The 26,001-nt window shown below is 67.8% G+C and carries 20 protein-coding genes; 12 read left to right on the top strand and 8 right to left on the bottom strand.

Annotated elements, in window-relative coordinates; genetic code table 11:
* Positions 1-38: 38 nt before the first annotated feature.
* Genes DAT35_RS43660 through DAT35_RS43645 form a run of 4 tightly spaced genes read right to left on the bottom strand, consistent with a single transcriptional unit; the run spans position 39 to position 3,415 of the window.
* Complete coding sequence (locus DAT35_RS43660) at positions 39-599, bottom strand: NUDIX hydrolase (protein WP_108075248.1); 561 nt, start codon at positions 597-599, stop codon at positions 39-41.
* 4 nt (positions 600-603) lie between these two features.
* Entirely contained in the window at positions 604-1,458 is an 855-nt protein-coding gene (locus DAT35_RS43655; RefSeq protein WP_108075247.1) for a SirB1 family protein, read from the bottom strand.
* Positions 1,459-1,509: 51 nt separating this feature from the next.
* Complete coding sequence (locus DAT35_RS43650; protein WP_108075246.1) at positions 1,510-1,788, bottom strand: hypothetical protein; 279 nt, start codon at positions 1,786-1,788, stop codon at positions 1,510-1,512.
* Between the two features lie 16 nt (positions 1,789-1,804).
* Positions 1,805-3,415, bottom strand: coding sequence for a YiiX/YebB-like N1pC/P60 family cysteine hydrolase (locus tag DAT35_RS43645; protein WP_108075245.1), 1,611 nt, complete (start codon positions 3,413-3,415; stop codon positions 1,805-1,807).
* 177 nt (positions 3,416-3,592) lie between these two features.
* Here DAT35_RS43645 and DAT35_RS43640 point away from each other — a divergent pair, with 177 nt between their 5' ends.
* Positions 3,593-3,910 carry a DUF2795 domain-containing protein gene (locus DAT35_RS43640; protein WP_108075244.1) on the top strand — a complete coding sequence of 106 codons (318 nt, stop codon included), beginning with the start codon at positions 3,593-3,595 and terminating at the stop codon, positions 3,908-3,910.
* 115 nt (positions 3,911-4,025) lie between these two features.
* On the opposite strand, the gene DAT35_RS43635 is transcribed toward DAT35_RS43640, so the two are convergent.
* Entirely contained in the window at positions 4,026-5,585 is a 1,560-nt protein-coding gene (locus DAT35_RS43635) for an FAD-dependent oxidoreductase (protein ID WP_108075243.1), read from the bottom strand.
* Between the two features lie 146 nt (positions 5,586-5,731).
* On the opposite strand from DAT35_RS43635, the gene DAT35_RS43630 reads away from it, so the two are divergent.
* The 3 genes from DAT35_RS43630 to DAT35_RS43620 all read left to right on the top strand — a co-directional run bounded on the left by DAT35_RS43630 (position 5,732) and on the right by DAT35_RS43620 (position 9,233).
* On the top strand, positions 5,732-6,373 hold the full coding sequence (locus DAT35_RS43630) for a TetR/AcrR family transcriptional regulator C-terminal domain-containing protein (RefSeq protein ID WP_108075242.1): 642 nt from the start codon (positions 5,732-5,734) through the stop codon (positions 6,371-6,373).
* Positions 6,374-6,531: 158 nt separating this feature from the next.
* The gene (locus DAT35_RS43625; protein ID WP_146210123.1) at positions 6,532-6,765 is read left to right on the top strand and encodes a hypothetical protein; all 234 of its coding nucleotides are present in this window, start codon (positions 6,532-6,534) and stop codon (positions 6,763-6,765) included.
* Positions 6,766-7,949: 1,184 nt separating this feature from the next.
* Complete coding sequence (locus tag DAT35_RS43620; RefSeq protein ID WP_233262056.1) at positions 7,950-9,233, top strand: heparin lyase I family protein; 1,284 nt, start codon at positions 7,950-7,952, stop codon at positions 9,231-9,233.
* A 61-nt stretch (positions 9,234-9,294) separates the two neighbouring features.
* On the opposite strand, the gene DAT35_RS43615 is transcribed toward DAT35_RS43620, so the two are convergent.
* Positions 9,295-10,248, bottom strand: coding sequence for a polysaccharide lyase (locus DAT35_RS43615; RefSeq protein ID WP_233262055.1), 954 nt, complete (start codon positions 10,246-10,248; stop codon positions 9,295-9,297).
* Positions 10,249-10,510: 262 nt separating this feature from the next.
* Here DAT35_RS43615 and DAT35_RS43610 point away from each other — a divergent pair, with 262 nt between their 5' ends.
* The 4 genes from DAT35_RS43610 (at position 10,511) to DAT35_RS43595 (ending at position 15,627) form a co-directional block, all read left to right on the top strand.
* A complete protein-coding gene (locus DAT35_RS43610; RefSeq protein WP_108075238.1) occupies positions 10,511-13,180 on the top strand; it encodes a N,N-dimethylformamidase beta subunit family domain-containing protein in 2,670 nt (889 codons plus the stop codon).
* A 335-nt stretch (positions 13,181-13,515) separates the two neighbouring features.
* Entirely contained in the window at positions 13,516-14,421 is a 906-nt protein-coding gene (locus DAT35_RS43605) for a hypothetical protein (protein ID WP_108075237.1), read from the top strand.
* A complete protein-coding gene (locus tag DAT35_RS43600; RefSeq protein ID WP_108075236.1) occupies positions 14,418-14,858 on the top strand; it encodes a CoA-binding protein in 441 nt (146 codons plus the stop codon). The genes DAT35_RS43605 and DAT35_RS43600 overlap by 4 nt, the downstream gene beginning before the upstream one ends.
* Positions 14,859-15,168: 310 nt before the next feature.
* A complete protein-coding gene (locus tag DAT35_RS43595) occupies positions 15,169-15,627 on the top strand; it encodes a hypothetical protein (RefSeq protein ID WP_108075235.1) in 459 nt (152 codons plus the stop codon).
* A gap of 93 nt (positions 15,628-15,720) precedes the next feature.
* Here DAT35_RS43595 and DAT35_RS43590 read toward each other — a convergent pair whose 3' ends face one another.
* Complete coding sequence (locus tag DAT35_RS43590) at positions 15,721-16,596, bottom strand: patatin-like phospholipase family protein (protein WP_108075234.1); 876 nt, start codon at positions 16,594-16,596, stop codon at positions 15,721-15,723.
* Positions 16,597-16,700: 104 nt separating this feature from the next.
* On the opposite strand from DAT35_RS43590, the gene DAT35_RS43585 reads away from it, so the two are divergent.
* The 4 genes from DAT35_RS43585 to DAT35_RS43570 all read left to right on the top strand — a co-directional run bounded on the left by DAT35_RS43585 (position 16,701) and on the right by DAT35_RS43570 (position 23,917).
* Positions 16,701-17,597 carry a metalloregulator ArsR/SmtB family transcription factor gene (locus tag DAT35_RS43585; RefSeq protein ID WP_108075233.1) on the top strand — a complete coding sequence of 299 codons (897 nt, stop codon included), beginning with the start codon at positions 16,701-16,703 and terminating at the stop codon, positions 17,595-17,597.
* Positions 17,594-21,106 (top strand): methionine synthase, encoded by a 3,513-nt coding sequence (gene metH, locus DAT35_RS43580; RefSeq protein ID WP_108075232.1) that lies wholly within the window; start codon positions 17,594-17,596, stop codon positions 21,104-21,106. The genes DAT35_RS43585 and metH overlap by 4 nt, the downstream gene beginning before the upstream one ends.
* Positions 21,107-21,294: 188 nt before the next feature.
* Complete coding sequence (locus DAT35_RS43575; RefSeq protein ID WP_108075231.1) at positions 21,295-22,305, top strand: terpene synthase family protein; 1,011 nt, start codon at positions 21,295-21,297, stop codon at positions 22,303-22,305.
* A 43-nt stretch (positions 22,306-22,348) separates the two neighbouring features.
* The gene (locus DAT35_RS43570; protein WP_158502129.1) at positions 22,349-23,917 is read left to right on the top strand and encodes a hypothetical protein; all 1,569 of its coding nucleotides are present in this window, start codon (positions 22,349-22,351) and stop codon (positions 23,915-23,917) included.
* Positions 23,918-23,999: 82 nt separating this feature from the next.
* On the opposite strand, the gene DAT35_RS43565 is transcribed toward DAT35_RS43570, so the two are convergent.
* Positions 24,000-25,832, bottom strand: coding sequence for a methyl-accepting chemotaxis protein (locus DAT35_RS43565; RefSeq protein ID WP_158502128.1), 1,833 nt, complete (start codon positions 25,830-25,832; stop codon positions 24,000-24,002).
* Positions 25,833-26,001 lie beyond the last annotated feature (169 nt).

Below are 26,001 nucleotides of genomic sequence, written 5' to 3'. Positions count from 1 at the left end.
TGGCGCTGGCGTCAAACGCGGATGACCACCCGACAATTTCAGCGGGTGCCCGGGGCCTGGGTGTGCAGGTGCTCCAGGAAGAAGGCCGCCACTACCAGCGAGTGGGTGATGACACCGCTCTGGAGGAGCTGGGGCACCCTCGCGCGCGGGTGCAGCTCCACGGCAATGTCCTCGCCCGCGTCCTGCCGGCCTTCGTGCACCTTCTCGCAGTCGAGCGCCAGGTAGCTGTGGCAGACGTTGTTCTGGATGGCGGGATTGGGGTGCACCTGCCCGAGCCTCACCACGCGGCCCGGCACGTACCCCGTCTCCTCCTCCAACTCGCGCGCGGCGGCCACTCCGGGGTCCTCTCCGGGCTCCACCATGCCGCCGGGAACCTCCAGCGTCAGCGCCTCGGTGCCGAAGCGGTACTGGCGCACGAGCACGAGCTGGTCGTCCTTCGTCACCGCGATGACGTTCACCCAGTCCGGGCAGTCGATGATGACGCGCGGGTGCTCATGGCCGGTGCGCGGGTCGGCCACCATGTCCTGGCGGACCTTGAGGATGCGGTAGTCGTACTCCAGGCCCCGGCGCAGGCGGGGCCACGGTTTGATGGGGCTCATGGGCTCAGTTCAACAGCGCGGCGCGCTCGCGCAACTCCCGGGCCGTCAATTCCAGCCGCTCCCGGTCCGGCGCGTCCGGCGACAGCTCCATGCAGCGCTCCACGTCCTTGAGCGCCGCCCGGTAGGCCCCCAGGTTGGCGAGCAGCGCCGCCCTCGTGCGCAGCTCCCCCGGGTGGTTGGGCGCCAGCATCAGCAGCAGGTCCACCACGGCCAGGCCCCGCTCGTACTCCTCGCGCTCCAGGTACTCGCGCCGCAGGTTGGACAGCATCCGGTAGGTAATCAGCTCCACCGGCGCCGGTGACAGCATGGCGGGGGTGAACTTGAGCTGCGGTGCCACCCGCTGCAGCAGCTCCTTGCAGCCCTCTTCCGTGAGGATTTCCCCGCAGTGGTACGGGTCCACCACCAGCTTGTGGTCCCCCGCGTTGCAGGCCACCAGGAAGTGCCCGGGAAAGGGTACCCCATAGAGGGGAATGCCCGCGCGCCGCGCCACCTCCAGGTACACGACCGACAGCGAGATGGGCAGGCCCACCTTCCGCTCCAGGACCAGGTCCAGGAAGCTGTTGTCCGGCGAGTGGTAGTCCTCCTCGTTGCCGCGGAAGCCCTCGATGTCCGCCAGCACGTGACGCAGCGCGGTGAGCCCCGCCAGGACCTCGCCATGGCCGGAGTGACGCTCCACCTCCAACTGCACCCGGGCGGCCAGGGCGTCCAGGGTGTGCAGACACGCCGCGGCGTCCAGTTCGGGCCGGTTGAGGGTGGCGATGGCCAACGCCGCCAGGTCCAGCCGCGGGGGATCGGCCGCGAGCGCGGACACGAGTCGCTCACGGGAGAGCGGCGGGCTCAAGGTTGAGGTGATGCTCACGGCGGGAAGGACTAACCCAGGGGAGGACGGACGGCAAAGGCAGGCAGGCAGTCAGCGCCGAGGAGGTTCGGGGGGCAACAGGCGGCCCTTGATTTCCGCGTTGAGCGCCACCTGCGCCGAGATGAGCCCGGAGAGCAGTCCATCCTCGAACTCGAAAGTCGGGTGTTCCTTGAGTTTTGGGAAATCATGGGGGTTGCGCAGCTCCTCGGGGGTGATGTTGGGGACCACCTCGCGGGCCAGGCGGAGCACCTTGGCCTGCTGCTGGGAAATCATCCGCTCGTAGAGCTTGCCGGCTATCTCCAGCAGCTCCCGTCCGCTCGCTTCCGTCATTACGTGACTCCTCGCTTCACTTCTGGGCGATGTCCCACTTGGCCCGGCGCCAGCTGCGCCGGAAGGACTCCACGTCACCCTCCACCGCCATCCGCTCCTGCTCCCGGCCGTCGAGGAACGCAACGAAATCGAGCTGCCGGTCGGGCCGGTCATACTCGGAATCGAAGAGACGGACGAACTCGTTGGCGGGCAAGGTGCGCCGGCCGGCCACATCCACCAGGTCGATGCGCACGCCCTTCGCCTCCTGGGAGGGGACGTAGGACTTGTAGACGAGCTCGGTGCACACGAGGGTGGAGTCGGAGAAGAAGTCGAAGTTGAAGTCGTAGGGCCGGCCCTGGAGGTGGAAGGCACGGGCGATGGCGCGGGCCTTGTCCACCGGCGCGAGGCGCGGGCGCATGACGCCGAGGTAGTCCACGTGCATGCCGTGCTCAGGCCCGGTGAAGGACACGCCCTCGCTGATGGACTCGATGATGCGGATGGCGTCTCCGTGGGGGTCCGCGGCGGTGTAGGCCGCCCATTTGGCGGGGTACTCGCGCGCCAGGTGCTCGGCGAGTGTCTTGGGGGCGCCGGGCAACGTCTGGAGCCAAGCGCGCACCTGGGCGTCCGCGTCGAAGAAGGAGGCCCAGTCCTGGGGCGTGCCCACGTAGAGCTCGGCATGGGGCCAGAAGCCCGGCAGGCCGATGTTGGACAGGTACCAGTTCTGCCGCGCCACGAGGATGTCGCCCGGCTGCATGCGGGCCAGCAGGGCGAGCGTCTGCTCGCGCTGGATGAGGGGCTGGCCGATGCGCTTCACCCGGGTGTCGCCCATCCACTCGGCGACCGAGGCCTGTACGGGGAAGACGGCGTGGGCGGTGGCGTCCTTGAGGATGTCCGCGCCAGCCTTGGCGAAGAGGGTGGTGCCGCGTCCGCGCAGCTTGCCCCGGGCCACCTTGGAGTTCTGCCGCATCTCCTGGAGGAGCCACACCGCGCGGCTCACGTTGAGGATGCCCGTCTTCTTGAGCAGGGGCCGCAGTTGCTCGGCATAGGAGTCCCCCGTCATGAGCTGGGTGGCGGTGGAGACGTGGATGGCCTTCTCCTTGAAGCGGGCGAAGGTGCGCGCGGGCAGGCCGTACTCCTCGGAGGGCTCGTCCAGGAGCACCTCGAGCTGCGCGCGGCCGTTGGTGAGCTCCGCGTACGTCAGCCCGTGGGCCAGCTCCGTGGTGAGCGCACCGTGGGTGAGCAGGAAGCCCCAGGCATGCTTCGTCTCCTTCGTGAGGGCGGGCACCTTGATGAAGTCCCAGTAGCGCTGGCGGATGAGTTCGAGCGAGGCGAAGTAGTCGGAGAAGGCCGCCCAGGTGGTGAGCAGGGTGCGCTTCTCCTCGGGCGAGTAGGGGATGTCCTGCTTGCGCGTGTAGAGGCCGCGCGTCTTGGAGATCTGCTCCTGCAGGGCTCGCAGACCCTGGGCGTGGTGCTCGAGTGCCTCCAGGTCCCTCAGCGCCTGGTCCACGAAGGCCCCATCCTCCAGCGAGTAGACGCTCGTGGCGTCGGGGGCGGGGGCACTCACCTCGGGCGCCTGGGGGGCGGGAGAGGGCGCGGGAGTGGGGGTGGCGAACACGAGCCAGGCGGCGAACAGGGGCTTGGAGAGCATCAAGGGTCCCGGGAGGGGTCTGGGAATCGGCAATCTACCCTGGCCCCGGCCGGTTGGCTGCCCGGGGGGCGCGGCCCGGAGGGTGATGGCGAGGTGGCCCGTAGGACATTGCGTCCACAGGTTGAAACCAGGGCCCCGGCAGCGGAGGGAAGACGGGGCGGAAAGGCAGAAGACACGATGGCATTCGGACTTGCGGAAAACCCGGCGCTCTCCATCACCCCCCACCTGGACGCCGTGGACTACCCGGCGACGCGAGTGGAGATCGTCGAGGCCGCGGAGGACGACGGCGCGGCTGTGGACATCATCAACGTCCTCAAGTCGCTGCCGCGGGACGAGTACCAGTCCCGGGAAGAGGTGATGCGGGACCTGGCGGAGGCGGCGCGGCGTTTCGCGAGCGGAATGCTGCGCGACGATGACGGGGTGGATCGGGATCGTCGCAACATCGGCCGGGACCTGGTGGAGAACGCCCCGGAGGGGCATTCGCGGCATCCGTAGCGGCGAGGTGAAGCCATGAGGCGCTCGCGGGCGCCGGCCACGGGCCGGTACTCGCGGGCGCTCGGTCATTCACTCCCGGTTTCGCACTCCGGGTTCTTCAATCCGGGTTCTTCAATCACTGTCCGGACGCGGGCCTTGCGGCGACGTGGCCGAGGTACTCGAGCACGGAGTCGGCGGACGGGTGCGTGGTGATGAGCCCGATATAGCCATCCGGACGGACCAGCACGAGCGCATTGCCCTCGAGGTCATAACCTGTGCGCGCGTGTCCATGGGTGTCGACGAGGGCGTGCGCGCCAGTGGGGGCGCCCGGCTCGACCACGGTGTACGCGTGTACGCTCGAGCCATGGCGGGCGTTGAGGCGGGCGAGCGTGTCCGCGTGGGCCGAGCCGAAGGCCAGCAGCGTGAAATGGGGGCCGCGGAACGCATCGAACAGACGGACGCGGTTGCCGGCGGCGTCATGGCAGGGCGCGTCGGGCGCGCGGTCTCCGGCCTGAATGCGTCCACGGGAGCCGCGCTCGTCGCGGGCGAGCCGGCCATCCCGGTAGTGGAGTCCGAGCTGCTGCGTCTCGGGGCCGCGCCGATGCGCATCCGCCTCTCCCTGACGGCCTCGTTTGTATAGCTTTGTGCTGATTCCAAGGACGTCCGCGGCGATGGGCAGCCGTTCTTCCTCATAACTGTCCAGCAGGGCCTGGGGGGCCCCCGCCAGAACCTGGCCGAGCTTCCATCCGAGGTTGTAGGCGTCCTGGATGCCAGTGTTCAGGCCCTGTCCACCGGCTGGGGGATGTACGTGCGCGGCGTCGCCGGCGAGAAACACCCGGCCGACCCGGTACCGGTCCACCATGCGGATGTTGACGCGGTACAGCGATACCCAACTCAGGTCGTGAAGCCGCACGTCGGAGCGGCCGGACCCCTCGTCGAAGAGTTTCTGGAGGGACTTCAATGACAACTCGGGCACATCATCCGAGGTCCAGGGGGCCATGAATTGAAAGACATTCGTGCCGGGCAGCGGGCACAGCCCGACCCGGAGCGTGCGCTTCTCCAGGTCCGCCCAGGTGTGCCAGTGCTCGCGGTCCAGCCCATCGGACTGGACGTCGCCAATCAGCATCCGCTCGGTCTCGTGCGTCTCGCCCTCGAACCCGACCCCGAGCCGCTTGCGGACGAAGCTGTGCCCGCCATCGGCGCCAACGAGGTAGCTGGCTCGCACCCGCTCGGTCCTGCCCGCATGGACCAGGTTGGCGGTCACGCCGTCCTCGTCCTGCTCGAAGCCGATCAACTCGGTGGCGAGCTCCACGCGGACGCCGTGGCTGGCGAGCCGGGTACGCAGAATCTCCTCCGTCCGCCACTGAGGGATCATCCAGATGTTGGGATACGGCACGTCTGGCATTGGCTCGCAGTGCTCGTGCATGTGGCCTTCCCACACCACGGTCTCACGGGCGTAGGAGCGAATCGCCGGATAGGGCGCGCCCGAGGCCAATATCGCCTCGATGGCTCCGAGGTCTTCGAGGACCTCCAGGCTGCGCGGTTGCAGACCCTTGCCCCGTGAACCGGTGAAGAACTCCGGAGCCTTCTCGACGACCCGGCAGACCACGCCCCGCCGGGCCAGATCGCACGCCAGCGCGAGCCCGGTCGGCCCCCCTCCCACGATGAGTACCGGTACCTCCACGTGCGGCTTCATCCGTCGCTCCTTCCGTCTGGGGGGCCGCCGTCCGGCGCCGAAGCTCCATGCCTCTGCGAGCGGCTGCCGGACCCACCAACTTAACGACGTTAAGGATGCATTTAACGGCGTTAAGCTGTCAAGCTCCGGCGCCAACCGAGGTGGCGATGGGACTGGACCGCGAGCTCGTGGTGCGCACGGCGCTGCGGGTGCTGAACGAGGAAGGGCTGGAGGGGCTGACGCTGAGGCGGATCGCGCGTGAGCTCGATGTGCAGGCGCCCGCGCTGTACTGGCACTTCAAGAACAAGCAGGAGCTGGTCGACGAGATGGCCACCACCATGCTCCGGGATCTCATGGGGACGGCGAAGCCTGACGCCAGACAGTCCTGGGTGGAGTTCATGGCCGAGATGGCCCGGGGCCTGCGCCGGATGTTGCTCAGCTACCGGGATGGGGCGAAGGTGTTCAGCGGCACGCGGCTCACCGATGACACGTTGTACGCGTCGATGGACGTCGCACTGAGGAAGCTCGTCGATGCCGGGTTCTCGCTGCGCGACGCGGTGTGTGGCTTCTCCACGGTGTCCAACTACACGGTGGGCTTCGCCATCGAGGAGCAGGCCGTGCATCCGCTGCCCGGCCAACACAACGAGCAGTACGACCTGAACCGGCGATCCAAACGGATCGACGGCAAGCGGTTCCCACTCGCACTGGCCGCGGGCGAGGAAATCTTCACGGAGTTCGACGACCGCTTCGAGCGAGGCCTGCGACTGATCCTCTCCGGCATGGAGCAGTTGCTTCCGAAGGGGCGCTGAAGGCCAACAAGGGGGACTCGTCGTGAGGCGGTCGCGGATACTGGCCGCACGTGCAAGTGTTCGCTGGCGCCTGATGATTTCCGGTGCGCGGTGGATTTGCTCTCAGTGTGGGTTCTATGCTGTTGCCTCCGGGAGTCTTCTTCGTTCAGGGGGGGGCCGTGCTGATGAACCGCATGCTCGCGGTGGCAGCAACGCTGGTGTTGATGCTCGAGACGGGCTGTCCTGTGGGCGGGGATGCCGGTGTGCTGCATCAGGCCATGCTCAAGGACCAGGTTGAAGAGATGGCCCATGACGGTTGCCCGGAGGAGGACATCTGGGCCGCGTGTGGGCCCAGATTCAATGAGTGCATGAAGGACTGCAGGGTGGCGATGGAGAAGAGGGGCTGGAAATGAAGTGGCGTGCGCGGCTTGCCGTCGTATTGGGGGTGCTGCTGCCGGTCCCGTTGATCTGGGCTTCGTTGCTGAGTGCGATGAACGTATCCGTCGCACACAAAGAGGAGAGCAGACTCGTCCCCATTCTCCCTCCTGATGAGACGAGACGGCTGCTCACCTTCAAGAGGTCTTGCGAAAGGAATGAAGACTGCGAAGCTCCACTCGTCTGTCTTCGCGACCAATTCATGTTGAGGAGAGCCTGTGTGGCGAGCACCTGTGAGACGGATGCGGACTGTCGCGCGGGCCTCTCTTGCTATTCAATCGCAGCCGGCGAACGAGTGGTGCGCCTGTGTGGTGCCCCTGGTGAGGTCGCGGAGGGGGAGTTTTGCATGGAACTGCCTCAAGCACGGAGCAGGGCGTGCGCGCCGGGCTTGGTGTGCACCCAAAAGAATTGCCGCCGTCCCTGCCAGCCCCAGGAGCCCCGGAGTTGTCCGGAGGGGTACTCTTGTCGTGCCGCGGATGTGAAGGGGTCCGTATGTCTGCCGACCTGCGAGGGACGCTCCTGTCCCGAGGGGCAACGATGCGTGGCCCTGGAGCACGGAGCATCGATTTGCGCGCGAGTTCGCGGAACGGATTGCCAGCTCAATCCCTGCCCGGCGGATCAGGTGTGCGATATCGGGGCCGAAGAGACACGACATGAGGTGTGGATGAGATGCCTGCTTGCATGCGACTCCCATGCGCGACCGTGCCCCGAGGGCTTCTCATGCGTGAATGGTCTCTGCACCCAACGATGCAACTCGGATGCGCCGGGTACCTGTGGGCCTTTGGAAGAGTGTGCAGGCTTGTGGGAAGGCCATCCGGGCTTGTGCATGTTCGATCTCGACAAATGAGACGCCTGCCCGGCCCTCGGGTCGAGGTGAAGGAGGGCTTTCAGGAAGCGTGGTTCGCAGGAGGGCATCGGGAGCACTCCTGCTCGGGGAGCGTGCTAGGGATTACCCGCGAACCTTTGGGCCTGGAATGGCGCCAAACATCAGGGGTTGTCGCGCCACCTGCTCGCAATCCGCGAGCGGCCCTAAAGGACGCAGTGAGGAAAACCCAGGCGTAAGTGCGGCCTTCACCGGCCTGGCACCCGAGGCATTCCGTCTCTGGCGCACGGGAAGGTCGCATCCCCAGAAATCCACCCATCCAACAAGAGAGAATCTCACGTGAGACGCGTCACCCTGGTCATCGCAACCATTGCCCTGTCCGCCTGTGGCGGAGCGCCTTCCACCGAGTCGAACACCCCGGCGGATGTCTCCGATTCCCCGGTCGAGACGGCTCCCGCAACCCCTTCCGAGTTGGTCCCGACGGGCCCTTCCGCCGAGGCCGTCTCGATGACAACCGCCGGGGCACCCGTGACGGCCGGGCTCGCCGTGCAGAACTGCCTGCCCCTCACGGTGTCTTCGGTGCGCGCCAGCGGCGATGACGGCAACGTGCCCGGCAATGTCCTGGACGATCGGCTCGATACACGCTGGAGCAGTCTGGGCAAGGGCTCGTCCATCGACCTCGACCTGGGCAGTGCCCGCTCCATCTCCGGCGCGGCGATTGCCTGGCACCTGGGCGACCAACGCACCAATGCCTTCACCCTGTCCGTCTCGTCGGATGGCTCGGCGTTCACCCAGGTCTACAGCGGCCAGAGCAGCATGACGCTGGCAGCCCAGACCACCGCGTTCCCCGCCCGTGACGCGCGCTACCTGCGCATCACCGTCAACGGAAACACCCTCAACGACTGGGCCAGCATCGCCGAAGCGCGCGTGTGTGGCTCGGACCCGGGCTCCGGTACGGGGGCCAGCGTGGTGTGGCGGGGTGACTTCGAGACGGGGAATCGCTCGCAGTGGAGCGAGACCGAGATGGTGAACGCGGACCGGCTCCAGGTGGTGTCCTCACCGACCAGGCAGGGAAGCTACGCCCTCAAGGCCACCGTGAGGCAGGGCGACAACCCCATCAACGGAAGCGGCAACCGCAACGAGCTCCTGCGCATGACACACGAGCCGGAGGGCTCGGAGTACTACTACAAGTGGAGCACCGAGTTCGCGTCAGACTTCCCCAGCGCGAACACCTGGCAGCTCTTCACCCAGTGGCACCACGAGGGCCTCAATGGCTCGCCGCCCGTGGAGTTCTACGTCCGCGGCGAGCGCATCTATCTGCGCGTGGGTGGCCAGGACACCGGCGACGTATGGAGCACACCGCTGGTGCGCGGTCAGTGGTTGGACTTCATCTTCCACGTGAAGTGGTCGTCCAACGCTCGCGTCGGTTTCGTCGAGCTGTACTACAACGGCCAGCTCGTCCTGCCGAAGAAGTACGTCGCCACGATGTACCCCGGCGCGCTCAACTACCTGAAGATCGGCCTGTACCGGGACGCGGCCGTCGGCCCGGTGGGCGTCGTCTACCATGATGGTTGGACGATGGCCCGGGACCTCCAGGACGTGCTCAACCCGACCTCGCGCTGAGCTGGTAGGCACCCCGAGCGGGGAGTGCGCGGCCGGAAGGCGGCACTCCCCGCTCGCTTTCTCAATCCCGCTTGGCGGAACGGCGTCCGAAGGCCGCGCGGACGCCAAACCCGAGCACGGAGAAGAGCAGGCCCAGTCCTCCCAGGGGGCCGCCCGCGGCGGAGCACCCTCCGGAGGGCTGGCCGGCGAGCGCGTTGGGGTCCACCACGCCCACGGTGTCGGGAGTTGCCGCGACGGAGGGACTCGGGGGTTCGGACGTCGAGGTCGCCGGGGCCGGCGGGCCCGAATTGGCAGGCGGCTGGGTCGCCACGGCCGGGGGCGGGGGCGGGGGCGTTGTCTTCGTGGGCATCACGTCCTCGAGCGAGGTCGCCTGCACCATTCCGTCGTGGTAGACGACGCCGTCTGGGTTGACGGACTCATCTCGGTACAGACCCTGCTTCAGGTAGTTCTGCATGCCCTGGAACATCGTGGGCGAGTGCATGCGCGGGAGCACGAGCTGGCCGTTGTAGTACAGCTCGACGAAGCCGATGTTCGGGTCCGACGACCACTTCACGTGCAGGACGAAGTCCAGCCACTGGCCGCGCACCAGCGGCGTGTTCCAGACGATCCGATCGTCGCGGCCCTCCAGACGGAGATAGATGCGCTCGCCACGGACGTAGAACTCCAGCGGCGGCGAGCCATTGGAGCCGTCATGGTGCCACTGGGTGAAGAGCTGCCAGGTGTTCACGCTGGGGAAGTCTGACGCGAACTGGGTGCTCCACTTGTAGTAGTACTCCGAGCCCTCGGTCTCGTTGCCGAAGTGGAAGAGCTCGTTGCGGTTGCCGCTCGCGTTGATGGGGTCGTCTCCCTTCTTCACGGTCACCTTGAGGGCGTATTTGCCCTCACGGGTGGGGGAGGTGACCACCTGCAGGCGATCCGACGCGACGGACTCCCGGCCCGACCACTGCGAGAGATTTCCCGTTTCGTAATCTGCCTTCCATACAGGCGAGGCCAGCGCCGTCAGGGGGAGGGTCATCAGGAGGGCTACTGAACCGAATCGCTTCATCCAGATCCTTTTCGACGGGTTGTGGGTTGCTCCGACACATCCCGATGCAGGTCTCTTCCCCGAATCGGACAGAGCAGGCGTGCCAGCAACCGCATGGATGGCCACTGATAGGGCTCATCCTCCGAGGTGGGTTGACGCCTGCCGGGCCATGCACCATCTCACCGCGGGTTTTTTCCGGACGCGATGCTGTCGAAGGGAGACGCACATGGGACGCCGGGGGCGGAGTTGGTGGATGGGGTGGGGCCTCCTGCTGGGCCTGCTGCTCCTGTTCTGGGGATGCCAGGACAGGGGCACGCGAAGCATCCGGGACCCCGCCGGGCAGCAGGACTCCGGGACGACCATCCCAGACGACGGCAAGCAGCCCCCCACGGGTGAGGGCGACACCGGGGCGAAGGACGGGGGCGAGGATGGCCCCGACACGGTGGTGACGTGTCCGGCTCCGTGTGACTACGAGCGCCACGTCGTTCCCAACCCCATCCCAGCGGAGAACCAACGTCCGGGAGACCCTTCCTGGGAGAGCGGCAGGAGCTCGCAGAACGGGGAGCTCGAGGTCTACACCGACACCGAGTCGCTGGAGGCGGGTGCCTCCCTGGGCGTGAAGGTGTCCACCAGTGACGAGTCGGCCCCCATCACCGCCGAGGTCTTCCGGATCGGCTACTACGGAGGCGCGGGCGCCCGGAAGGTGTGGAGCGGTGGCCCCTGGAAGGCACACAAGCAGCCTTCATGCCCGCGCGATCCGGTCACCTCACGCGTCGAGTGCTCCTGGCTGAAAACCTTCACCATTCCCATCGACTCGTCCTGGCTCTCGGGTCTCTACGTGGTGAAGATCTGGCGCTCGGACAAGTTCATGCGCTTCGCGCCCTTCGTGGTGCGTGACCGGCGCGCGGCGGAGATCCTCTTCACGCCGAACTTCACCACCTATCAGGCATACAACACCTGGGGAGGAGAGAGCCTCTACGCCGACGCCTCCAGGCAGATGCCGGCGGGCCGCGCGTGGGAGGTGTCCTTCAATCGTCCCTACCTGGCCTTGGATGGAACCGGGAAGACGTTCTACCTGGACCTGCAGCTCGTCCGGTTCATCGAGCGCAACGGCTACGACGTCACCTACGGAACCCAGCTCGATTTCGTCCGCTTCGACAGCTTCCTCAACGGCATCGCCGCCTTCGTCCATGGCGGTCAGGACGAATACTGGCCGCCGGAGGAAAGAGCGCAGGTGGACGCGGCGCTGGCCCGCGGCAGGATGAGCCTGGCCTACTTCGGCGGCAATGGAGCGTACTGGCGCATCCGCCTCGAGCCAGACTCGCAGGGAAACCCGCTCCGCACCATCGCCTGTTACAAGAGCGAGCCCCAGAAGGATCCCCGCCCGTACACGACGCTGCGCTTCCGGGATTCGCCGAACGAGCACGCGGAGAACAAGCTCTTCGGCTCGATGTACGACGGATGGTTGTTCTTCGGTTACCAGTTGGCCGTGAGCGATCCCTCACACTGGCTCTTCGAGGGGACGGGTCTGCAGCAGGGGACGCTCCTGCCCGGGCTCGTCGGCTTCGAATATGACAAGGCCTTCACCGACTGGCCGGGCTACCCGCAAGGCGTTCGCGTCAGCATGACGAGCCCGGTGGTGAGCGCCGAGGGCCTGCCTTCCCATTCCACCGTGGTCGATCGCACGCTGCCCTCGGGCCGGTTGGTGTTCTCGGCGGGGACGATCTGGTGGCCGCTCGGCCTATCGGACAAGCTGCCGGAGCTGAGGGATCCCCGGGTGCAGCGCATGACACTCAACGTGCTCGAGCGTGCGTTGGCGCACCGGCGCCCGCCGCGGCAGCTCCCTCCCGCCACGGGGCCGGTGCCCACGCTTCCGGCGCCGCATGGGCAGTGGGCCCAGTCCGTCGAGGCCTTCGTCGGACGAGGCGGGCCCGGCTACGGCGATGGCTCCGGGTCCGATGCGAGGTTCCAGGGTCCCTCCGGACTGGCGGTCACCCCGGCGGGACAGGTCGTCGTCGCGGACAGCATCAACAACCGGATCCGCCTCGTCCAGACGGATCCGGACAGGACGGTCATCACCCTCGCGGGCAATGGAGACCTCGGGTACCGGGATGGAGAAGGAAGCCAGGCCATGTTCCGCAACCCCACGGGAGTCGCGGTGGGACCGGCGGGAGAAATCTACGTGGCGGACTCGGGCAACTACGCCATCCGCCGTCTCGACCGTGGTCCCTCCGGGTGGCAGGTGAGCACCCTGGCCGGTGTGGGCTTCAAGTCGGGCTTCGCGGATGGCCCCGCGCGGAAGGCGTACTTCGGTCGGCCCATGGCGATCGCCGCGGACAAGGCCGGCAACCTCTACGTGGCGGACCAGGACAATCAACGCATCCGCATGTACCGCGCCGCCACGGGGGAGGTCGTCACCCTCGCCGGGAATGGAGTTCTCGGACGGGAAGATGCCCCGCAGGGCGCGAATGCCCACTTCGGCTATCCCTCCGCCCTGGCGCTCGGGAATGGCGGGGAGTTGTATGTATTGGATGGCGCCAGCCAGCTCGTGCGCCGCATCTCGGCGGGGCCCGAGCGCTCGGTCGTGACGATCGCCGGCCTCGGCTCCGATGCGCCGATAGGCTTCCTGGATGGCACGGGCGACGTCTCCCGGTTCCGCGCCCAGCTCGGCATGGCCGTGGGACCGCAGGGAGAGGTCTGGCTCGCTGACACGGCGAACTTCCGCATCCGGAAGATCATCCCCGGTGCGAACGCCGCAGCCACGCAGGTCTACACCTTCGCCGGCTCGGGGAAACTGGGCACCCGGCTGGGCGCGGGGGACGTGGCGGACATCGTCGCCCCCAGTGGGCTGGCCAGCGATGCTCAGGGGCGGCTGTACGTGAGCGACTCCTTCAACCAGGTCATCCGACTCATCACCCCGTGACCCGGGTGCACGCTGGCACCTGGGCCAACTTCCTCGCGAGCCCGCTCTGCCGTCATCCCGGTCGAGGTGACTGATGGGTGCTCGCGTGGGCCGGATGCGCCTCAGCGTCCGCGCTCGCGGATGAGGTTCAGCGTCCCTTGCAGCACCTGCCGCTGCCGTCGGGTTGCGAATCCATCCGGTGCGCCCTCCAACCCCTGGAGGGCGCCTGTCAGTATCCGCTCGGTCCTGTGCGGTTTTCGACGTGCGTCCTCGGACATCGCGTCGGCGGAGAAGTTCCCGCTGTCCGTCGAGGCGCTCGCGGGTCGTGGAACTTTCTGCCAGCGTGCGCGGACGTCATGTGCGCCCTCCGTTCGTGCTTCCTGCTGCTCCTCGTGGCCTCGGCCGCCGCGTGCAGCCACAACGTCCCTTCGCTGATGCCCGAGCCGGCCGCGCCGCCTCCCCCGCGGCTCGAGTTCCGGCCTCCCGAGGGCTCGATGCTCACCGAGACGGTGAAGAGCTCGCTGCGGCGCAGTGGGGCGCCGGGCGCACAGGAGGCGCAGTTGACCACCGTCACGGGTTTCACCCGAGAGCAGGGGAGCTGGCTCCTCACGCAGCGGGTGACGGGAGCGCGCTACTCGCGGGACGGTTCTCCGGTGAAGACGCTGGTGGATGACGTCCTCACGCGAGTCACCCTGCGCGTGCGGCTCGCGGCGGATGGCACCTACGTGCGGGTGGAAGACCCCGAGGCCGCGCTGGCGGCGCTCAAACAGGTGGCGCCGGCGGGGCAGGACGTTTCGCCGCTGGAGCGCTTCTTCTCACCGGACGCGCTGGAGGCGCGCACGCGTGCCGAGTGGGAGGTGAAGTACGGCGGCCTCTACGGGCGGTCTCTGGATCAGGGACAGCACCTCTACGTGGTGGGCACGGTGCCGCTGGGCGGGCGCGAGGTGGCGTACCTGCTGGAGCGCACCTTCACCGGCACGGTGACGACCGAGTACGGCGAGGCGATGGTGTTCACGCTGCGCTGCCTGGGGGCGCCGGGAGAGGACGCGCCCGAGGCGGTACGCGAGGCGCTGCGCCAGGCGGGGAACCCGGAGCTGGCGCCCGGGGTTGAGTGTGAGGGAGAACAGTTGCTCGGCAGGATCCGCTTCCTCCCGGTGCGGCGAGGGTTCACCCTGCGGGCGACATTGGACGGAGAGACGTGGACGTGGGCGACGCAGTCGGCGCTGGAGTCGGTGCAGGCGCCCGAGGAGGAGCAACGATGAGCTACGAGCAGAACCTCATCCAGGACGAGGCGGGCATCCGCGCGGTGGTGCAGGGCAGCAAGCGCGTGGCGGTGCTGGGCATCAAGACGGAGCAGCACGAGGGCCAGCCGGCCTTCTACGTGCCGGAGTACCTGGCGCAGGCGGGGGTGGACGTGGTGCCGGTGCCCGTCTACTACCCGGACGTGACGCACATCCTCGGCAAGCCGGTGTTCCGGCGGCTGGTGGACATCCCCGGGGACATCGATCTGGTGGACGTGTTCCGCCGGCCGCAGGACATCGACCAGCACGTGGAGGACATCCTGGCCAAGAAGCCCAAGGTGGTGTGGTTCCAGTCGGGCATCCGCAACGACGCGGCGGCCCGGCGGCTGGCCGAGGCCGGCATCAAGGTGGTGCAGGACCGCTGCCTGATGGTGGACCACCGCCGCTACGGGCGCTGAACGCCCTGCTCGACCCGCCGAGGCAGCACAACACTCAGCCCGTTCTTCCCAAGGGCCGTCTGCTGGAACTGCAGGGACGAGTGCGTGATGCTGCCTGCGTTGGAGAGAGTTCCTGATGCTCATTTCCGACCGTTTCAGGATACGCCTCACCTTCTTGGTGGCCCTTCTGGCGCTCGCGGGCTGTGAGCGGTGCGGTGCGTCCGGCTCGCGTACCGCGCAGGCTCCCACCGAGCCGGTGGATGGAGCGCATGACATATCAAGAACTGCTGAAACGATACGGCAAAGCCGCGCCCTCTCTTCTGGAGGCGCCATGAGCGACGAGCAGTTCTTCTGCGAGTATTGCGGGCACTACTCCACGAGCCCGACACAGTGCACGAATTGTGGGAAGGATATCTCGGATTTCGATCCCAACCCCCCCTTCATCGTGTCCATCAGCGGCAAGCTCACCTTGCGCCCCTACGACCGTTCCCGCGCCGCAGAAGCATGGAAGGCTTTGGCCGAGCTCTGGGACAGGCTCGAGCGGGAAACCAACCTCTGCATCTGGCCCAGTCAGATGGATAAGTTTCCACCTCAGGGAGACGTCCTGGAGTTGTATGGCTCAACTCTTGAAATCGGTGATATCCACAAGCACCTGCCCGGGATGTTCACCTGTGAGTTCCAGGAGCTGCCGGAGTCGGAGATCCCCAAGCACCCGCCCACCCCCAGAGACCTCGAGATCCGCGAGCGAATCAAGGAGATACGGGAGCGCAGGGCCAGGAAACAGCGCTGACCCACTGCCGCGCACGCTCACCCCACGAGCATGCGCACCGCCAGCGTCGTCAGGCTCCTCCGACACCATCGGCAGCATTGTTGATTCATTGACTCACGCCACCTCGAAAGGCACGGGAGGCCGCGCCATGGCGCGCTCGGCGCTCAGCTTCGCCTGGTGCAGCGCATCGAAGCCGCGCTCCATCTGCGACGGGGACACGGGCGGCAGGTTGGACACCACCACGTAGACGGGGAAGCCGCGCTCCTTCAGCAGCGACAGTTGCAGCCGGAAGTGGTCGTGCCGCAGCGCCGCCGAGCCCGCGGCAATCCCCTGTGCGTACGCCATGGGCCCGCCCAGCATCTTGCGCGTGCGGCTCGGCAGGTAGTGCACGAGGATGGCGTCCAGCTCCTGGCCAAAGCGGCTCTCCCGCATCGACAGCGCGGGCGCCTTGTCCACCAGCCCTCCGTCCCAGTACAGGTCCCTCCCCAGCCGCACCGCGCGGAACAGGCCCGGGTAGGCGCACGTGGCGTGCACCCTCGGCGCCAGCTCGCCCGAGGTGAAGACCTCGTGTGTCCCCTGCGTGAGGTTGGCGCTCGCCAGCAGCAGCGGGTGCGGCAGCTCCTCGAAGGTGCTCACCGGCAGCGTCTGCTCCAGCAGCTTGCGGAAGCGCTCGCCCTTGAGCAGGCCAGTGGCCCCGTGGCCCTCGCGCGGCAGGGCGTTGAGCACCGCGCCAATGGGGTCCGGGTCCCAGAAGTTGTCGCGCGTCTGCTTGAGCACCAGCTCCTCGATGGCGTGCACGCTCGCTCCCGCGGCCGCATACGCGGCGACCAGGCCTCCCGCGCTCGTCCCGGCGTACGCCGAGGGCTTCAGTCCCGTGGCCGCCAGGCCCTTGAGGAAGCCGGCGTGTCCGTAGAAGCCGAAGTACCCGGCGGAGAGAACGAGTCCGAAACGTTTGCCTTCGAGAAGCTGGCGCAGGGATGGAGCGGGCATGGACCTGTCTCTAGACGACCGTTCCCCACATGGCAACGCGCTGCGTCGCCCGGTCGGGCTTCCCTGGTCTTCCAGGATGCATCGATATATGTTGATTCGGAGATATGAAAGAGCTGTCCCAATCCTTCAGGGCCCTGGGTGACCCGACTCGGCTGCGCATCCTGCGTCTGGTGGCGCGGGCGCCGCTGAACGTGTCGGAGCTGGTGTCCCTGGTGGGGGTGGCGCAGTCCTCGGTGTCGCACCACCTGGGCAAGCTCAAGGGGCTGGAGCTCATCCGCGAGGAGCGGCAGGCGGGCTTCACCTACTACTCGTTGGCGGTGGATCAGACGGACTCGCGCTGGCCGCTCGTCCGCCTGGCCCGCGAGGCAGAGGACGAGGAAGGGGACCTGGCCCGGCTGCAGGATCTACTGCGGCAGCGTGAGGACCGGCAGGCGCTCAATGAGCGGCTGTTGGAGCCGGGACAGTCCTGGTTCCTGTGGGCGGGGGCGCTGGCCTCGCTGCTGCCGGCGCTGGATGTGGCGGACTTTGGATGCGGCACGGGTGTGCTCTCGCTGGCCATGGCGCGGTGGGCGTCGCGGGTGTGGGCCATCGACCAGAGCGAGGCCGCATTGGCGCAGGCCCGCGAGCGCGCCGCCCGCGAGGGCCGCACCAACATCACCTTCCTGCGCGAGGACCTGCACCGGCTGTCGCTGCCGGCGGGCGAGCGGGACCTGGTGGTCATCTCCCAGAGCCTCCACCACGTGGAGTCCCCGCCCGCGGTGCTGGCCGAGGCGGCGCGCATCCTCAAGCCCGGGGGCAAGCTGGTGCTGTTGGAGCTGATGCCTCACGACGAGCGGTGGGTGCTGGAGCGGTTGGGCCACCGGCACCTCGGCTTCGCGCCGGAGGCGCTCGAGAACACCCTGCGCGAGGTGGGCTTCGGCTCGCTCACGCGCGAAACGCATGCACGCGAGGGGGCGAGCCCCTTCCGCGTCTTCCTCCTGACCGGAGTCAAACGGACATGAGCAGCCATCTTCCCGCTTCCCTTCCTCCCCCGCCGGGTGTGAACGGCCGCCGCGTGGAGGCCCTGCGGGCCGCCCTGCGTGAGCGCGTGCTGGTGCTGGATGGCGCCATGGGCACGCTGCTGCAGGCCAAGAACCTCAAGGCAGCGGACTTCGGCGGGGCCGAGTACGAGGGCTGCAACGAGCACCTCGTGCTCACGCGGCCGGACGTCATCGAGAGCATCCACGCGGAGTACTTCGCCTCGAACGCAGACGTGACGGAGACGGACAGCTTCGGCGGCACGCCGCTGGTGTTGGGCGAGTTCGGCCTCTCGCACAAGGCGCTGGAGATCAACATCGCGGCGTCGAAGCTGGCGCGCAACGCCGCCGAGGCCGCCGAGGCGCGGGATGGGCGGATGCGCTGGGTGGCGGGCTCCATCGGCCCCACCACGAAGGCCATCAGCGTGACGGGAGGCATCACCTTCGAGGAGCTGGTGGACAACTTCGCCGTGCAGGTGGAGGGGCTCGCGCTGGGGGGCTCGGACTACCTGCTGGTGGAGACGTGCCAGGACACGCGCAACGTGAAGGCGGCGCTGCTCGGGTGCGAGCGGGCCTTCCGCAAGCTGGGGTGGAAGCTGCCGGTGGCGGTGTCCGGCACCATCGAGCCCATGGGCACCATGCTGGCGGGCCAGTCCGTGGAGGCGCTGGCGGCGTCGCTGGAGCACGTGGAGCTGCTGTACCTGGGCCTCAACTGCGCCACGGGCCCCGAGTTCATGACGGACCACATCCGCTCGCTGGCGGCCATGAGCCCCTTCGCGGTGTCGTGCGTGCCCAACGCGGGCCTGCCGGACGAGAACGGGCACTACCTGGAGACGCCGGAGATGCTGGCGCGCTCGCTGCGCCGCTTCTGTGAGCAGGGCTGGCTCAACGTGGTGGGCGGGTGTTGTGGCACGCACACGGGCCACGTGCGCGCCCTCGCCGAGGCGGTGAAGGGCCTCACGCCGCGCCGCAACGTGCCGCCGGCGCGCTCGACGCTGTCCGGGGTGGACTTCCTGGAGGTGCGGGACGAGGAGCGCCCGGTCATCGTCGGCGAGCGCACCAACGTCATCGGCAGCAAGAAGTTCAAGGAGCTCATCGTCGCCGGGCAGCTCGAGGACGCCTCGGAGGTCGCCCGGGCCCAGGTGAAGCGGGGGGCGCAGGTCATCGACATCTGCCTGGCCAACCCGGACCGGGACGAGCTCGAGGACATGCGCCGCTTCCTAGAAGTGGTCGTCAAGAAGGTGCGCGTGCCCTTGATGATCGACTCCACGGACGAGCGCGTCATCGCGATGGCGCTCACGTACTCGCAGGGCAAGGCCATCATCAACTCGGTGAACCTGGAGGATGGCGAGGAGCGCTTCGAGAAGGTGGTGCCCCTGGCGCGCGAGTTCGGCGCGGCGCTGGTGGTGGGGTGCATCGACGAGAAAGGCATGGCCGTCACGCGCCAGCGCAAGCTGGAGGTGGCCGAGCGCTCCTTCGAGCTGCTCACTGGCAAGTATGGGATGAAGGCGGAGGACCTGTACTTCGATCCGCTCGTGTTCCCGTGCGCCTCGGGCGATGCGCAGTACACGGGCAGCGCGGTGGAGACCATCGAGGGCGTGCGCCTCATCAAACAGCGCTTCCCCCAGTGCAAGACGGTGCTGGGCATCTCCAACGTGTCCTTCGGCCTGCCCACCGCGGGCCGCGAGGTGCTCAACTCGGTGTTCCTCTACCACTGCGTCCAGGCTGGCCTGGACATGGCGCTCGTCAACTCGGAGAAGCTGGAGCGCTACCCATCGCTGCCCGCCGAGGAGCGCCAGCTCTCCGAGGATCTGCTCTACAACCGGGGCACGGACCCCGTGGCGCCCTTCGCCGCGCACTTCCGCGAGCGCAAGCCGAAGAAGGCGGACGTGAGCACGCTGCCGCTGGAGGAGCGGCTGCAGCGCTACATCATCGAGGGCAGCCGCGACGGCCTGCAGGCGGACCTGGACCTGGCGATGGAGAAGTACGCGCCGCTGGACATCATCAACGGCCCGCTGATGAAGGGCATGGACGAGGTGGGCCGGCTCTTCGGGGCCAACGAGCTCATCGTCGCCGAGGTGCTCCAGAGCGCCGAGGCGATGAAGGCGGCGGTGAGCCACCTGGAGCCGCGGATGAGCAAGGCCCAGGCGGCCTCTCGCGGGAAGATCGTGCTCGCCACGGTGAAGGGAGATGTGCACGACATCGGGAAGAACCTGGTGGAGATCATCCTCGCCAACAACGGCTTCCAGGTGGTGAACCTGGGCATCAAGGTTCCGCCCGAGCAGCTCGTGCGCGCGGTGCGCGAGCACACGCCGGACATCGTCGGCCTGAGCGGCCTGCTGGTGAAGAGCGCGCACCAGATGGTGGCCACGGCGGAGGACCTCAAGCGCCAGGGCGTGGACGTGCCCATCCTGGTGGGCGGCGCGGCGCTGAGCCGCAACTTCGTGGACCGCAACATCGCTCCGGCGTACGAGGGCACGGTGGCGTACGCGCAGGACGCGATGAGCGGCCTGGAGCTGGCCAAGCAGATCGTCGACCCGGCGGCGCACGAGAAGCTCAAGGGGGACCTGGCCGATCGCCGCACGAAGCTGGCGCAGCAGGACAAGGACAGGCCCAAGGCCAGCGCTCCGGTGACGGTGACGCGCAGCCCGGAGGTGTCCATCCTGGAGCAGGTGCCGCCGGCGCCGGACTACACGCGGCATGTGCTGACGAACACGCCGCTGGACTCCATCTGGCGCTTCGTGAACCCGGTGATGCTGTACGGACGGCACCTGGGTCTGCGCACGGCGTCTCGCGCGCTGGGCACGCCCGCCGAGGCGGAGCTGGCGAAGACGGAGGAGGGCCGCAAGGCGCTCGCGCTCAAGGAGCACGTGGAGTCCATCAAGGGCTTCCTGCGCGGCGGGCGCATGCAGGCCAAGGCCGTGTTCCAGTTCTTCAAGGCGGGCAGTGACGGCAACCGTCTCCACCTCTTCGACGGGGAGACGGGCCGGCCGAGCGTGGTGTTCGAGCTGCCGCGTCAGGACAAGCCGGGCGGGCTGTGCCTGTCGGACTTCGTGGCGCCGCTGGACAAGGGCGAGCCGCGCGACAACCTGGCCATGTTCGTGGTGACGGCCGGGCAGGGCATCCGCGAGCTGAGCGAGGAGTACAAGGCCAGGGGCGAGTTCCTGAAGATGCACGCGGTGCAGGCGCTCGCGCTGGAGACGGCCGAGGCCTACGCGGAGATGCTGCACTCGCAGCTGCGCAGCATGTGGGGCTTCCCGGATCGGCCGGACCTGACGATGCTGGAGCGCTTCCGCGCCGAGTACCAGGGCAAGCGCTACTCCTTCGGCTACCCGGCGTGCCCCCGCCTGGAGGACCAGACGCTGCTCTTCCAGGCGCTGCGGCCGGAGGACATCGGCGTGCAGCTCACCGACGGCTGCATGATGGAGCCCGAGGCCAGCGTGTCCGCGCTCGTCTTCCACCACCCCCAGGCCCACTACTTCGCGGTGACCTGAGCGGTTCTCGGGAAGCCCTCCTCGGTGTAGGGGCGGGTGGGTGAAAAGGGGTCTCACGCCCGCCCGGTGAGTCACCTGTTACCCGGAGGTGGGTCAGGGGGGATACAGTTGATTGCGCAATCATGGTAGAACTCCAGTTTTACTGGTGGTGAGTCGTTCGCCACCAAGGCCCTGGAGCCCCTCTGCCCATGAGCACGCGTAACCCGGAAGGCAAGCATTTCGGAGTCGTTCGGGAGCTTCGCAACCAGTACGCGGAGGTGCAGCGCCAGAGCGTCCCGCCGGAGCAGATGGCGCGGGTCCAGGCCCGGGTCGCGGAAATCCTTCCCGCGCTGAGGGCCTGGCGCGAGCGCTTCCCGGTGATGGCCGCCTCGCGGCTCAAGTCCACCGCCATGGCGTGCATCCTGCCCTTCCCGGAGGCCTCGGCCGCCCTGCTCCTGCTCCTCTCCCAGGTGGGGCTGCTCGTCTTCGCCGTGGATGACATCGCCGATGGGGAGATCGGCACGTACGCGGATGCCGACATCTTCCAGGCGCTCGAGCGCTTCGTGGAGACGGCGGCGCGCCCCGAGTCCCATGCGTGGACGGGCAGCGATCCGGCCAGCTCCCTCGGTGCCGCCATCCAGGACGTCACGCGGGAGCTTCAGAAGGCCTCGGGGGCGCGCTTCCTGCCGCTCTGGCGGGAGCACTTCCGGCGCATGTGCGAGGCCCACGCCAAGGAGCTGCGGGACAAGCGCCACTACCCGGTGCACGGCGGTGCGCCTCCTCTGGATGAATACCTGTCCGTGACGCAGTACAGCAGCGGCGGGACCATGTACTTCAGCGCGGTGCTCGTCGTGTTCGGGCCCGACTTCCCGGGCGAGCCCCTCCAGGAGCCGCTCATCGAGCGGGCACTCTCGGAGAACGCGCTGGCCGGCCGGTGGATCAACGACGTGCGCGGCCTGGAGCGCGAGCGGGCCGAGGGAAAGTTCAACAGCCTCATCCTGTTGATGGCGGGGGGGATGCCCGAGGCGGAGGCCGAGCGGGTGGCCGTCGAGCGATGCGGGCAGCACCTCGAGACCCTCCAAGGTGTCGTGAAGCAGTTGCCCGGCCCCCTCCAGGCGTGGGGGCAGGCGTTGGTCACCATGGGCTACTTCGCCCTGGGTTTCTACCTGCAGCGCGAGTTCCACCACGCGGAACCCGATGCGCCCGAGCGCTCCGGCTGATGCGCCATCCCCCACCCTCTCCCCGAAAGGTGCCTTCCTCCCAATGAAACGAATCCAGGATGTCTTGGTGGCGGAGTTGCACTCGCTGCTCGCGGTCACGGGCAAGAACGGCGGGTTGATGAGCCCGTCCATCTACGACACGTCGCAGGTCTTGCGGTTCCTCCCCCAGGGAGAGACGCCGTGGCCCGTGGTGGACTGGCTGCTGTCGCGGCAGTACGGCGATGGGGGCTGGGGCGATCCCGTCATGCCGCTGCACCGGGACATTCCCACCCTGGCCGCCATCCTGGTCCTGCAGCAGCACGGCCGCCGCCAGGCGACGAAGGACGCCATCAACGCCGGCCTGCACTTCCTGCGCAAGCAGGCCACCAACTGGGCGAAGATGAACAAGGACGACCTGCCCGTGGCCGGGGAGATCATCCTTCCCAGCCTGCTCGACGCCCTGGGCCCCACGGACGTGGAGTTCCCCCGCAGGCCCTACGCGAAGCTCATCGAGCTCGGAGAGCGCAAGCGGAAGATCATCGCGACCCTGCCCGTGATTCCGGGCGTCCCCTGGTTCCACGTCTGGGAGACCTTCGGGACCGAGCCCAACCCGGTGCTGATGGATGGCGCGGGCAGCATCGGCCACAGCCCGTCGGCGACCGCGGCCTGGGTGAAGGCCGCCGAGGCCAAATGCGCGCGGCTGCAGGAGGGCAGCCCGGAGCAGGCGGCGCTGCAGAAATGCGCCGAGCGTGGACGCGAGTACGTGAGGAAGACCTCCCTCGCGACCGAGACGGGCATTCCGGGGCTCGTGCCGGTCGGCGCGCCGCACAACTACTTCGAGCAGTGCTTCGCCCTCTACGGCCTGCTCGTGGCGGATGTCCTCAAGCATCCCCAGCTGGAGTCCGTGGTGGCCCCGGTGATGAAGGACCTGACCCGGGCCCTGGGTCCCAAGGGCATCGGCATGAGCGACTTCTACCTGCACGATGGCGACGACACGAGCGCGGTGATCGCCCTCATGCACGCCTTCAACATGGAGGTCGACCCGGCCATCCTGGAGCGGTTCCAGAAGGAGGACCACTTCGTCGCCTACCCGGGTGAGATGCACTCTTCCCCGACGCTGACGGCCCGCTGCATCCACGCCCTGATGCTGCTCAAGAAGGACGTGGCGCCCTACCAGCGCTACCTCCTCGAGCGCCAGGAGCCGGATGGCCGCTGGTCCGTCGACAAGTGGAACCGCTCCTGGCTGTACACCACCCTGCACTCGGCCATCGCGCTCACCGGCTCGCAGCACGAGCACGAGCTGCGCCATGCGCTGGACGCGGTGCTCGTGGCGCAGGAGCCGGATGGGGGCTGGAGCACGGACGGCGTCTCGAACATGACGGAGACGTCCTACGCCGTGCTGATGCTCGGCTTCCTGGAGCGCAACGGCTTCACCCACGCGGGCATCGCTCCGGCGCTCGAGCGGGCCTTCAAGTGGATGCTCCACAACTACCGCCCCTTCGAGCGGCTGGAGACCAAGGTGAAGTGCTGGATCTCCAAGGAGCTCTACCGCATGGAGCGCGTCGACACGATCTTCGAGCTGGGCGCCATGCTGATGTTGGATCTGCGCAAGCAGAAGCAGACCAGCGCCTGAGGCCGGAAACACGACGGGCCCCTTCGCTCCAGGTTCAGCCCTGGAGGGGAGGGGCCCGTGTGCTTGCGGGGGTGGTGGAGGCCTACTCCTCGAGCCGGGGCGCCTGCCGCGACGACGCCAGGCCCGCGGCCAGGGAGGTCTGCTCGTCCTTCCAGTCGTACTCGCCCACGAAGCCGGTGACCCGGTCGACCACGCCCTGGACGACGTTCATCGCGTCCTCGGACGAGCGCAGCCGCTGCATCGTCTGGTCCATCATCGTGGACAGCTCGTTGACGGCCTGGAAGATCTGACTGATGCCCGCGTTCTGCTGGGCAACCGCGGCGGAGATCTGCCGCACCGACGAGGCGTTCTCCCGGACGATGCCCGACAGCTGGCGGATGTTGTCGCCGAACTCACGCACCTGCTTCAAGCTGCCGTCGATCTTCGCCGAGCCGCGCTCGGTGATCTCCACCGTGGTCCGGATGGCGGTGCTGATGTCCTGGAGCAGCTCGCGCACGTTGCGCGTGGCCTTGATGGACTGGTCGGCCAGCATGCGGATTTCGCGAGCAACCACCGCGAAGCCCTTGCCGTGCTCGCCCGAGCGCACGGCCTCGATGGCGGCGTTGAGCGCGAGCATGTTGGACTGGTCGGCCAGGTCCTTCACCGTGGTGGTGATGTTGCCGATCTGCCGGGTCCGGCTGTCCAGATCCTTGATGCGCCGGGCCATCTCCATCACCTGCTGGCGGATGCTCTCCAGGCCGTTGAGGCTCTGCTCGATGGCCTCCTCGCCCGAGCGGCTGATGGCGTCGGCGCGCTCGGTCTCCTTGAGGACGTTCTCGGCCTTCTGGAAGGCCAGGGTGGAGGTCTCCTTGATTTCCTGGGCGGTGACCTGCGTCTCCTGGAGCGCGGCGGCCTGGCGGGAGAGGACCTCGGTCTGCTTGGTGGTGGACTCACCCAGCTCCTGGGCCGAGCTGCCCAGGCTGCGCGCCGACTCCTTGAGCGCCAGCGACAGCGCCCGCAGCCGCTCGAAGGCCTTGCTCGTGGCCTGGGCCAGGTCGCCGATCTCATCGGTGCTCACCCAGGCCGGCAGCTTGGGCGTACCGGACACCAGCGCCTCGATGGAGTCCTGTACGGAGCGCGCGCCCTCCACCTGGTGGCGGGCCACGCGCCACGCGGAGATGGCGGCGTTGAGGAAGATGTAGAGCCCCACGAGCACCAGCGGCAGCACCAGGCTGCCCGCGATCGAACCCACGCTGCTGGCCAGGTAGCCCTCGATCTGGTTGGAGGGCAGCGCCTGGAGATCCTTGACGATCGTGGGGAGCATCAGCTCCGCGCGCTTGTAGATGATGATCAGCATGTAGACCACCGTGGTGGCGATGAACATGCCGAACGCGTAGGGGAGGAACCACTCCTGGCGCGGCCAGAGGATGCCCCGGCCCTTGATGTTGGGGGCCTGGATGCGGTGGAACTCCTTGAGCGCATACGGACGCAGGAAGCTCTCGATGGAGAGCCGCACCTGGATCCACATCAGCTCGCTCACCAGGAACATCATCAGCAGCGACAGGGGGATGGCCGAGAAGCTCTTGCCGTACATGATGACGAGCACGGACACGTAGAGGCCGGCGAAGAGCGTCAGCACGCTGAGGTTCTGGAGCTCGAGCAGCCGGGGCATCTTGAGCAGGTGCCGCAGCCGGGTCTCGGGATCATTCGTCTCGTAGGCCTTCTGGAGGGCGCGCCGCGCGAACAGGATGGGCGGCGGCAGCAGCACGACCGTGAGGACACCCGCGAGGATGATGGCCATCCTCGTCTCCTGCGCGTCCTTGAGCCCGAGCAGCGTGGTGAACGCGATCACCATGGGCGCAGAGCCGAGCGTCGCGTTGAGCTGGTACGCGGAGAAGATCTTCTTGGTGATGCTCTTGATTTCGTCTGGACTCATGTAGGGGGGCCTCGCGGCGGCGGCTCCAGCTTAGCGGGGTTCGAGAAGGGCGTAAAAGCACCTCGAAATCCGCCCACTCTGCGATTGCACGGGTGCGAACCTACACCGGGTCCGAGATGGCAGCCAGGGACTGGCTACCAATCCGGTGGGAGGGGGCCCTGTCGGATGG

Origin of the sequence: Vitiosangium sp. GDMCC 1.1324 (assembly GCF_003044305.1) — a bacterium.
Taxonomy (GTDB): domain Bacteria; phylum Myxococcota; class Myxococcia; order Myxococcales; family Myxococcaceae; genus Archangium.
The sequence above is the reverse complement of the archived record's forward strand: the minus strand, read 5'-3'. Positions and strand labels throughout refer to the sequence as shown.